At 63.8% G+C, this 9,358-nt stretch carries 10 protein-coding genes; 7 read left to right on the forward strand and 3 right to left on the reverse strand.

What is annotated here, in order from left to right; translation table 11 throughout:
• Positions 1-368 (forward strand): orotate phosphoribosyltransferase (locus ACTHL0_RS04655; RefSeq protein WP_440565421.1); only part of this gene is annotated, 368 nt, incomplete at its 5' end.
• 75 nt (positions 369-443) lie between these two features.
• Here ACTHL0_RS04655 and ACTHL0_RS04660 read toward each other — a convergent pair.
• Positions 444-1,196 (reverse strand): response regulator, encoded by a 753-nt coding sequence (locus ACTHL0_RS04660; protein ID WP_440565422.1) that lies wholly within the window; start codon positions 1,194-1,196, stop codon positions 444-446.
• Positions 1,197-1,284: 88 nt separating this feature from the next.
• Here ACTHL0_RS04660 and ACTHL0_RS04665 point away from each other — a divergent pair, with 88 nt between their 5' ends.
• Together ACTHL0_RS04665 and argC are read left to right on the forward strand one after the other, a co-directional pair.
• Positions 1,285-1,893 carry a YbhB/YbcL family Raf kinase inhibitor-like protein gene (locus tag ACTHL0_RS04665; protein ID WP_440565423.1) on the forward strand — a complete coding sequence of 203 codons (609 nt, stop codon included), beginning with the start codon at positions 1,285-1,287 and terminating at the stop codon, positions 1,891-1,893.
• A 157-nt stretch (positions 1,894-2,050) separates the two neighbouring features.
• On the forward strand, positions 2,051-3,001 hold the full coding sequence (gene argC / locus ACTHL0_RS04670; protein ID WP_440565424.1) for an N-acetyl-gamma-glutamyl-phosphate reductase: 951 nt from the start codon (positions 2,051-2,053) through the stop codon (positions 2,999-3,001).
• Positions 3,002-3,252: 251 nt separating this feature from the next.
• Here argC and ACTHL0_RS04675 read toward each other — a convergent pair whose 3' ends face one another.
• A complete protein-coding gene (locus ACTHL0_RS04675) occupies positions 3,253-3,711 on the reverse strand; it encodes a response regulator (RefSeq protein ID WP_440565425.1) in 459 nt (152 codons plus the stop codon).
• 484 nt (positions 3,712-4,195) lie between these two features.
• Between ACTHL0_RS04675 and ACTHL0_RS04680 the strand changes: the two genes are divergently transcribed.
• Positions 4,196-4,657, forward strand: a complete 462-nt coding sequence (locus ACTHL0_RS04680) for a DUF2844 domain-containing protein (protein ID WP_440565426.1) — start codon at positions 4,196-4,198, stop codon at positions 4,655-4,657.
• Positions 4,658-4,668: 11 nt separating this feature from the next.
• Complete coding sequence (locus ACTHL0_RS04685; RefSeq protein ID WP_440565427.1) at positions 4,669-5,922, forward strand: DUF3443 domain-containing protein; 1,254 nt, start codon at positions 4,669-4,671, stop codon at positions 5,920-5,922.
• 75 nt (positions 5,923-5,997) lie between these two features.
• Here ACTHL0_RS04685 and ACTHL0_RS04690 read toward each other — a convergent pair whose 3' ends face one another.
• Positions 5,998-6,648 (reverse strand): LysE family translocator, encoded by a 651-nt coding sequence (locus ACTHL0_RS04690; protein ID WP_440565428.1) that lies wholly within the window; start codon positions 6,646-6,648, stop codon positions 5,998-6,000.
• 200 nt (positions 6,649-6,848) lie between these two features.
• Between ACTHL0_RS04690 and ACTHL0_RS04695 the strand changes: the two genes are divergently transcribed.
• The gene (locus ACTHL0_RS04695) at positions 6,849-7,634 is read left to right on the forward strand and encodes a Mut7-C RNAse domain-containing protein (protein WP_440565429.1); all 786 of its coding nucleotides are present in this window, start codon (positions 6,849-6,851) and stop codon (positions 7,632-7,634) included.
• Between the two features lie 879 nt (positions 7,635-8,513).
• Positions 8,514-9,358, forward strand: an 845-nt coding sequence (locus tag ACTHL0_RS04700; RefSeq protein WP_440565430.1) for an NRAMP family divalent metal transporter, incomplete at its 3' end; no start/stop codon positions are given.

Below are 9,358 nucleotides of genomic sequence, written 5' to 3' on the forward strand. Positions count from 1 at the left end.
CGAAGGGTTTCGGCCGCAATGCGCAGATCGAAGGCAACCTGGAAGAAGGCTCCCGCGTATTGCTCGTCGAAGATTTGACGACCGACAGCCGCAGCAAGATCAACTTCGTCAATGCGCTGCGCACGGCGGGTGCGCGAGTGAACCACTGCTTTGTGCTGTTTCACTACAACATCTTCAAGGAAAGCGTATCGGTGCTGAAAGACATCGATGTCGACCTGCACGCGCTCGCAACCTGGTGGGATGTCCTGCGCGTGGCGAAGGCGTCGGGCTACTTCGATACCAAAACGCTCGACGAAGTCGAGAAGTTCCTGAATGCGCCGGCCGAGTGGTCGGCCGCGCACGGCGGCGCGACTGCCACGCCGCAGTAAGCGAGCGCTTCAGTTCACATGTGCGCGTGGGCGGTCCATGCCCGCGCGCCTCACCGCTTCACGCCCGTTCATCCTTCATATCAAGCCGTATTCCGCCTCCCCCTCCGGTTGTCGCGGCGGCTCAGTGCTCATCGCACGATGCGCGAGCCCGTTTGCCCGGGCATATTCGATCAACTCGGCGTCACAGGCGAGACCGAGCTTGCGCAACGCCGATATCTTGTGCGAACTGACCGTCTTGATGCTCCGATGGTGCCGCGCGGCGATTTCGCTGACGCTCAGGCCGGCCGCAAACAGCCGGACGACTTCGATCTCTCGCGGCGAAAGCGCGAGCCGCCTCGTCGGCCGGCCATTTCGCGCGCCGCTGCTCTCGAGCGCGGCACACAGCGAAGGGCTGACGTAACGCCCGCCCCGCATCGCCTGGCGCACGGCAAGCCCGATGTGCGCCAGATCGTCGCACTTGCCGACGACACCGGCCGTCCCCGCTTCGAACAATCGGCGCAGCAGCGCACCATTGCCGAGCATCGTCAGCACGACGATCCGCAGTGTCGGAAAGTGCCGCCGCAAATAGCCGATCAACGCCAGTCCATCGCCGTAATCCCCCCCGGGCATCGACAGGTCGGTCACGACGACATCGACCGCGACACGCCGCAGCGTTTCCACGAGTTCGGACGACTGGCTCGCCTGCCCGACGATGAGAAGATCGCCGAAGGCGTCCAGCGCGTGCCGCACGCCGAGCACAATGGCGGGATGATCGTCGGCGACGACGACACGGACGCGGCGCGGAAGCTGCGCGCAGTGGGAGCGTGAAGAGGGGGCGGATGCATTCATGAGGCCGATGTTAGACTGGCTGGCGTATGGCGGCGCGATGTCGGCAAATATTCGGCCGCAACGAGGTCCCTCCCGGAGAAATCGGCTCATGCGTAGAGCTCGCGAAGTCGTCGGATCGATCTGGTTCAGGCTGTCGTCGAAGGGCTCGGCGGCGGTCGCATCGTTGTGCTGCGCCGGCTGGCTGTCTGTGAACGCGAACCCTGTCGCCGCCCAAGGCGCATTCGGGCTGACGAGTAGCGACTTGCGCAACGGCGCCACCGTTGGCCGCGCCCAGGTCTACGATCAAAACGGCTGCAATGGGACCAATGCCTCGCCGCAGCTGTCGTGGCAGAACGCGCCTGCCGGCACCAAAAGCTTCGCCATCACGGTCTTCGATATCGACGCGCCCGGCCCCGGCTGGTGGCACTGGGCCGTCGCCGATATCCCGCCGGGCATCCAGTCGCTGCCGGCGAACGCGAGCCGTTCGGGGTACCTGAAGAAGATCGGCGCGATCGAAGCCCGCAACGATTGGGGGGATACGGGCTATGGCGGCCCCTGCCCGCCGCCCGGCAAGCCGCACCGCTATGTCGTTACCGTGTTTGCCCTGGACACGATGGATTTACGGCTCGGCCCGGCGCGCCATGCGCTGATGTTCGATCACGAGATCAATACGGCGGTGCTCGCCAAGGCAAGCCTGACCGTAACGTACGGGCGCTGAGCACGTCCGTGGGCCGGTCGCGCCGTCGCCCCCGCTGGCGGGCAGCTTCTGCGGCGCCGCACCCAAATTTCACAACAATCCCCGGAAACAACCCTTAAAATCATGGCTTTGGCGCTGCGGCACGCAGCGCGTTCACCGGCCACATAGCGAGATCGAAATGAGCACGAAAGTTTTTGTCGACGGACAGGAAGGCACGACGGGTCTGAAGATTTTCGAATACCTGTCGCGCCGGACCGATGTCGAAGTGCTCCGCATCGAGGAAGCGAAGCGCAAGGATCTCGAGGAGCGCCGCCGGCTCATCAACGCCTCCGATGTCACGTTCCTGTGTCTGCCGGACGTCGCCTCGCGCGAATCGGCCGGCCTCGTCGAAAACGAAAAGACGGTGCTGATCGACGCGAGCACGGCTTTTCGCACGCACGCCGATTGGGCGTACGGCCTGCCCGAGCTGGCGCCCGCGCAACGTGAACGGCTGCGCACGGCCAAGCGCATCGCGGTGCCCGGCTGTCATGCATCGGCCTTCGTGCTCGCCACGCGTCCGCTCGTCGATGCCGGCGTGGTCGCGCCTGATTTTGCCGCGCATTGCTACTCGATCACGGGCTACAGCGGCGGCGGCAAGAAGATGATCGCCGATTACGAAGCGGCCGAGCCGAATCCGAAGCTGCAAAGCCCGCGTGCCTATGCGCTGGCGCTGGGCCACAAGCATTTGCCTGAAATGGCGGCCCACACGGGCCTGGCGGCCGCGCCGATCTTCACGCCGATCGTGGGGCCGTTCTATAAGGGCTTGGCCGTCACGACCTACTTCACGCCCGATCAACTCGCCAAGCGCGTGGGACCGCGCGACGTGCAAGCGCTGTTCGCCGAGTACTACAAGGGCGAAGCGTTCGTGCACGTGGCGCCGTTCGATGCCGAGCACAATCTGGATGAAGGCTTCTTCGATGTGCAAGCGAACAACGATACGAATCGCGTCGACTTGTTTGTCTTCGGCAACGAGGAGCGCTTTGTCACGGTCGCCCGGCTCGATAACCTCGGCAAGGGCGCGTCGGGCGCGGCGATCCAATGTATGAATCTTGCCATCGGCGCCGATGAGCAAGCTGGGCTGCAGCGTTGATACGGACAGCCACCGATGCTGTGAACTGAAACGAATGCATCATGAAAGCCGGCTCATGCCGGCTTTTTTTTTGTACGCCCTGCCGGGCGCACAAAAAAAAGCCCGCCAAGCGGCGGGCTGAATCAATATCAGAGGAGACATGGAGGAGACACGTTCACTCTAACAAACCGTTTGATGCGTTGCAACAGACCCTTTGGCCGCACACCGCATACGTTGCCGCGACGCAACAGCCGGCGACCTGAACGTCGGTGTCATACGAGGGTCATCGACAGCAAAAATCCCAACTGATCAACGCCGACCGGCTTGACCCAATGCACATCAAAGCCCGCCGCCAACGCCATGTCGCGGTATTGCGGCTGGCCCCATCCCGTCAGCGCAATCAGCAGCAATGCGGATTGTCCAACCACCGCCCGCATGCGCCGTGCCGCAGGCAATCCTTCCAGCATCGGGGCACCGATATCGATCATCGCGGCATCCGGCGGCGCCTGCCGGGCGATTTCGATCGCTGCGTCGATATCGGGCGCCGCAACCGCCTCATATCCGAGGCTTTCGACCAGATTGACCAGCATGCGGCGAGCGGCGGCGTCGGCATCGGCGATCAGCACGCGTTTACGGTGCCCACCACTCGCACCGCCCATCTTTCCCGGCTCACCGGGCTCTTCCGCTTCGTTCGCGACCGTTCCGTGCGCGCCGTACCAATCGGATTTCATTGCTTCATCCTCGTTGCACAGTGCTCATTTCGACTGAATCGCCGCCATGTGACGCACGGCGAGGCTTCGTATGATGATTCGCGTTGTCACGGATAAGGCACCACCTATTCAAACGAGCATATGGAGAAACAGTTCAGCGCTCGGTTAAAAATAAGGGTTTCTGCTCACTTACGCAAAATATTTTTCAATCCCGCGGCAACCCGCCGCCTCATGCGCGCGATTCAAACGCGCCCGCGGCTGCGAATCGGCGCGCACCCCTGCTCCGACGCGCGCTGATCCCCTTTCTCAAACACCCCGGCTCGGCGGTCGGGTCCCACCGGCCCCTGGTCCACCGTTCCGTTCGACGCAAAAAATCCGCGCACCCGCCTAAAGTTCGGCGCCGGGCGTCCGTTCAACCGGCTGGTGACGACGACCATCGCGCTATCGTGCGCGTCCTTCGGCGTCTCTGCCGGCCCGCCGGCGCATCCATCGCTAAGGAAACGCAGTGAAATCGCATGTTCATTCGGGCGCAATCGCAGTCGCGCTCGCCGCGGCCGGCTGGCTCGCCGCACCCGTCGCGCAGGCCGCCCTCGGCCAGCATGTCGACAGCGTCAGCACCGATGCCACCCACCTTGCCGCTATATCCCACGCAAGCATCGTGCATGGCCCGTTCACTGTTCATACGATCACGCTGCCGTCGGGCACCGTCGTTCGCGAATACGTCGGATCGAACGGCATCGTCTTCGGCGTTGCCTGGGACGGCCCCACGCTACCCGATCTGAAAGCCACGCTCGGTACCGCCTTCGACCGGTTCGCCAGCGCGAACCCGACCCGCGGCAGCGGGCCGCTGGCCGTATCGGCGAGCGACCTCGTCGTTTATTCCAGCGGCCATCTGCGTGCGTTTTCGGGGCATGCCTACCTGCCGCAAGCGCTGCCGCCCGGCGTCGACGCCAGCGTCGTTCGCTAAGGGGTCGAACCATGTTCCGACCATTCAATTCAAGCGTCGCCACCGTGGTGGTCATCGCACTCCTCACCTGTTTGGTCGCGGCTTGCGGCGGAGGGGGAGGCGGGGGCGGAGGCTCGACTTCGGTCAGCAGTACCTCGGCGCAGACTCCGGCGCCCAGCCCCGCGCAGCCTGCCAACGTCGCGGCGATCAGCGTCGATCACGGCATCTCCGGCGTACCCAACATGCCGTTCGTCAGCGTCACGGTGTGCTCGCCCGGCGGCGCGAACTGCCAAACGATCGACCATGTCCTCGTCGATACGGGATCGTGGGGGCTGCGGGTGTTTGCCGCTCAATTGCCGGCGTCGGTCGCGCTACCGCAGCAAACGAACGGCAACGGGAGCGCCCTGGCGGAATGCATGCAGTTCTTCGACGGCTACACCTGGGGCTCCGTGCGGATCGCCGATGTACAAATCGGCGGGGAGCACGCGAGCTCGCTTCCGATTCAAGTCATCGATCCGAACTACGCCGCGGTGCCGGGCACTTGCGCCAATACGGGCGCAGCGCGTAATACACCGACGGCCTTGGCCGCGAACGGCATTCTGGGCATCGGCGTATTCCGGCACGACTGCGGCGCGGCCTGCGCGAACCAGGCGATCGCCGGGATTTACTATGCTTGCGCGGGGACGAGCTGCGCGCCGACAGCGGTGGCCGAAGCGCTGCAAGTCGCCAATCCGGTGACGTATTTCGGGACGGACGGCAACGGCGTCATCGTCAGCCTGCCCGCCGTGGCGGGTGCCGGCGCGGCGAGCGTCAGCGGGGCACTCATTTTCGGGATCGGCACCCAAAGCAACAATGGGCTCGCGGGGGCGCAAGTCATCGGTGTCGATCCGTCCCGGGGCGTCTTCACGACCACGCAAAACGGCACCACGTACGGCGGCAGCATCATCGATAGCGGCTCGACGGGCTTGTTCTTCTCGACCAATCGGATGTCGGCCTGCGCCAACCCCAATCAGGCGTATTACTGCCCGAGCGCCACCGAGCAATTCAGCGCCGTGAACACGGGCGCCAACGGTACGACGAGCGCAGTGACATTCAGCGTCGGCAATGCCGCGCAGATCTGGCAAGCATCGGGCGGCGCGGCGGCGATGCCGCTCTTCGCAGGTCCTGCATTCGTCGGCTCGCAGGTATTCGACTGGGGGCTGCCGTTCTTTTACGGCCGCAACGTCTACGCGGCCATCGAGCAAGCGTCGACGCCGGGAGGCAGGGGGCCGTACTTCGCTTATTGAGCTTATTGTGCTTGTTGAGCTTGTTGTGCGGACCGACCCGATCGATCGCCCGGGCCGGTCATAAAATCGGTGCGGTCAGTGCCGCACGAGCGCCATCATCGCGCCGAAGCCGACGAATACGCCGCCGGTGAGACGATTGAACGCGCGGGCAACACGCCCGCTCTTGAGCGTCGCGCCGATGCGCGCGCCGCAGATCGCGTACACGAGGTACCAGCTGACCTCGATCACCGCGAACGTGACGACGAGGATGCCGAACTGCGGCAGTGTCGCTTTCGATGCGTCGATGAACTGGGGCAGTAGCGCGGCGGCGAACAAGATTGCCTTCGGGTTGCTGCTCGCGACGAGGAAGCCGTTGCGATAAAGCGCGCCGGGCGAACGCGTGGGTTTCGCGGATTCCGCTCCATCGGCGCTCGCCGGCGAAACGGCGCTCGCGTGGTCATCCACTTTCGCGCGCCAGGACTTCACGCCGAGATAAATCAGATACGCCGCCCCGATCAGACGCAGCGCATCGAACATCGTCGGCCATGCCTTGAGGAAGACGCCGAGCCCGGCGGCCGAGATCGACAGCATCAGGACGAGCGCCGACAAACACCCGGCCATGGTGGCCGTGGCGCGGCGAACCGTGTGCTGGGCGCTATGCGTCATGACGACGAGCATATTCGGCCCGGGAATGGCGGAAACGACGAAGACGGTAGCGACGTACAGCCACCAGGTATGCAGACTCATGACGCAAAGGCTCCGGTAGGGCTCGAAGCGGCGATTATGCGCTTGATCGCCATTCGACGTAGGCGAAACGAATCGACGACATCGCTCGGCGAGTCAGCCCGGCCGATGAAGTCTCGCCCAGATCCCGAAGTAGAGCGCGATCGTGCGGAACGTGCCGGCACGGACGCACAGGCGTGCGCCGCCGGTGCGATACTCGTGCAATGCCGCCGATCACCGCCACGTTCCGGTTTTATGAAGAGCTGAACGATTTCCTCGCTCGGCCCTTGCGTGCACGCGCCTTCAGTTGCGCGTGCGCCCACGCCGCCACCACCAAGCACATGATCGAAGCGCTCGGCGTTCCTCACACCGAAGTCGAGCTCATCATCGTGAACGGCGAATCGGTCGGCTTCGACCGCATGCTCGAAAACGGTGACCGCGTCGCCGTTTATCCGAAGTTCGAAGCGCTCGACATCTCGCCATTACTCCGCGTGCGCGAGCGGCCGCTGAGGACGGTGCGGTTCATCGCCGATGCGCACCTCGGCGGGCTCGCGCAACTGCTGCGTCTGGCCGGATTCGACACGCTTTACGACAATCATTTCCCCGACGCCGAAATCGAGGCGATCGCCACCGGGCAAGACCGCATCGTGCTCACGCGCGATCGCGAACTGCTCAAGCGCCGCACGATCACGCACGGCTGCTATGTGAGAGCGCTCAAGCCGCAGCTCCAACTGCGCGAAATCGTCGATCGACTCGATCTGGCGGGCAGCGTCCAGCCCTTTCGGCTCTGTCTGTCCTGCAATGCGCCGCTGCGGCGGATCGACAAAGCGCAGGCGGTGGGCCGGGCCCCCGAAGGCGTGCTCGAGCGCCACGCGCAATTCGTCACCTGCGACATCTGCAAGCGTGTGTTTTGGGAAGGATCGCACTGGAAGCGCATGCGTACGCTGATCGATTCGCTCGTTCCCGAACAGCGCGCGCCCCGAAATGAGGAGCGGGACGCAGCCGGGTAAGGCAGCGGGATCGAGCGCGTTCCGATGGTCGACACCGCTTTTTTGGGTCAGCCGTCCGCGGATCCCCGCCGATCCGCTCGCACTGAGATTTGAGCGAAGCCGCCATCACTCGCGATCCCCGAGGCATTGAAGTTGCCGTGCCGCTTATCGTTGTTGCGCGCATCTGACGGTCCCCTGCCAGGCTTCCTTCGACGCAGCCCAGCGAACAGGCGCAATAGCACGCAACAGCATTGATTTTTTAAGCGAAACTGAAATTGCGGGTTGACGCTGGTTCCACGCGGCAACTAAAATTTCATCAATTCCACAAATGGGGCATATGCCTTGGACAGTTGCAGTAGTCGACCTTCGAACAGTGTTTCCGCCTGATCGGCACGACGCCCGCTGAATTCTTCTTTTAGCCGCCGTCATGCCCACAGGCAGACGGTGCGCATCGCAGTCTCTTTCCCTGTTTTTCGCGCATCGATTTCGAATGGCCAACCCGCCGTTCGGCGCCGCTTTGCGTTCGTTCGCAGCCGCGTTGGGCGGTGCGTTGCCGCGCACGGCGTTCGCTCGCGGCTACGCACGTATGTACGCGCCGGCAGCGGGCTTGCCTAAAGCCCGGCTGCCGCCGTGCCGATGAACAGGTTCCTATGCGCATTGCATACGGGCCACGCGAAAAAGGAGTCCGCCGTGACCGACCCCGACCCTAGCCGATCTTCGATCTGGCGTTCCTCCATCCCGAACGCCGCCTGCATCGCCTGAACAAGGCCCCATGCGTTCCTTCGCGCTTTAAGCCGCTGCCTATCGCGGCGCTGGCGAGTCGAGACCGACGGGCCTTGGACCAGGCCCCGGTTTCACGAACACGATAACAACAATATCGACGCATCAAGGAAAACAAAAATGTCCACGCCTGCAAACGTCTCGTCCGCACGTAGCGCCGTGCTCGACGACGCCCACACCGGCGATATCCGTGGCGCCTTCGGCACGATCGCCCATCATGACACCGCGCCGCGCCGGAACTGGGGCGCGCGGCTGCGTACGCTGCTCGCCATCCTCGGCCCGGGGCTCATCGTCATGGTCGGCGACAACGACGCCGGCGCCTTCGGCACTTACACGCAAGCCGGCCAGAACTATGGCACCACGCTATTGTGGACGCTCGCGTTGTTGATTCCCGTCCTCTACGTCAATCAGGAAATGGTGCTGCGCCTGGGCGCCGTCACCGGTGTCGGCCATGCGCGGCTGATCTTTCAGCGCTTCGGGAAGTTTTGGGGCGCGTTCAGCGTCATCGATCTGTTCCTGCTCAACGCGCTGACCATCGTCACGGAGTTCATCGGTATCACGTTCGCGCTCGATTTTCTCGGCGTATCGAAAGTGCTCGGCGTCGGTATTGCCGCTGTGCTGACGATGGCTGCAGTCAGCACCGGCGACTTCCGGCGTTTCGAGCATTTCGCCATCGTGCTCTGCGTGTTGAGCCTGCTGCTCGTGCCCGTGCTCGTCTCGATCCATCCGCCCGTCGGCACCATCGCGCGCGACTTCGTCATGCCGAGCTGGCCGAAAGGCTCGAAGCTGTCCGACGTCATGCTGCTCGTGATCGGCATCGTCGGCACGACTGTCGCGCCGTGGCAATTGTTCTTCCAGCAGAGCTACATCGTCGACAAGCGGATCACGCCGCGTTTCATCCGCTATGAGCGGATGGATCTGTGCATCGGCATCGTGCTGGTGGTGGTCGGCGCGGTGGCGATGAT

Origin of the sequence: Trinickia sp. (genome assembly GCF_051961175.1) — a bacterium.
In the GTDB taxonomy this organism is placed as follows: Bacteria; Pseudomonadota; Gammaproteobacteria; order Burkholderiales; family Burkholderiaceae; genus Trinickia.

Excerpts from the sequence above, each read along its gene's own strand:
- ACTHL0_RS04660 (WP_440565422.1), bottom strand. The coding sequence starts at position 1,196 with ATGAATGCATCCGCCCCCTCTTCACGCTCCCACTGCGCGCAGCTTCCG.
- ACTHL0_RS04665 (WP_440565423.1), top strand. The coding sequence starts at position 1,285 with ATGCGTAGAGCTCGCGAAGTCGTCGGATCGATCTGGTTCAGGCTGTCG.
- argC (WP_440565424.1), top strand. The coding sequence starts at position 2,051 with ATGAGCACGAAAGTTTTTGTCGACGGACAGGAAGGCACGACGGGTCTG.
- ACTHL0_RS04675 (WP_440565425.1), bottom strand. The coding sequence starts at position 3,711 with ATGAAATCCGATTGGTACGGCGCGCACGGAACGGTCGCGAACGAAGCG.
- ACTHL0_RS04685 (WP_440565427.1), top strand. The coding sequence starts at position 4,669 with ATGTTCCGACCATTCAATTCAAGCGTCGCCACCGTGGTGGTCATCGCA.
- ACTHL0_RS04690 (WP_440565428.1), bottom strand. The coding sequence starts at position 6,648 with ATGAGTCTGCATACCTGGTGGCTGTACGTCGCTACCGTCTTCGTCGTT.
- ACTHL0_RS04695 (WP_440565429.1), top strand. The coding sequence starts at position 6,849 with ATGCCGCCGATCACCGCCACGTTCCGGTTTTATGAAGAGCTGAACGAT.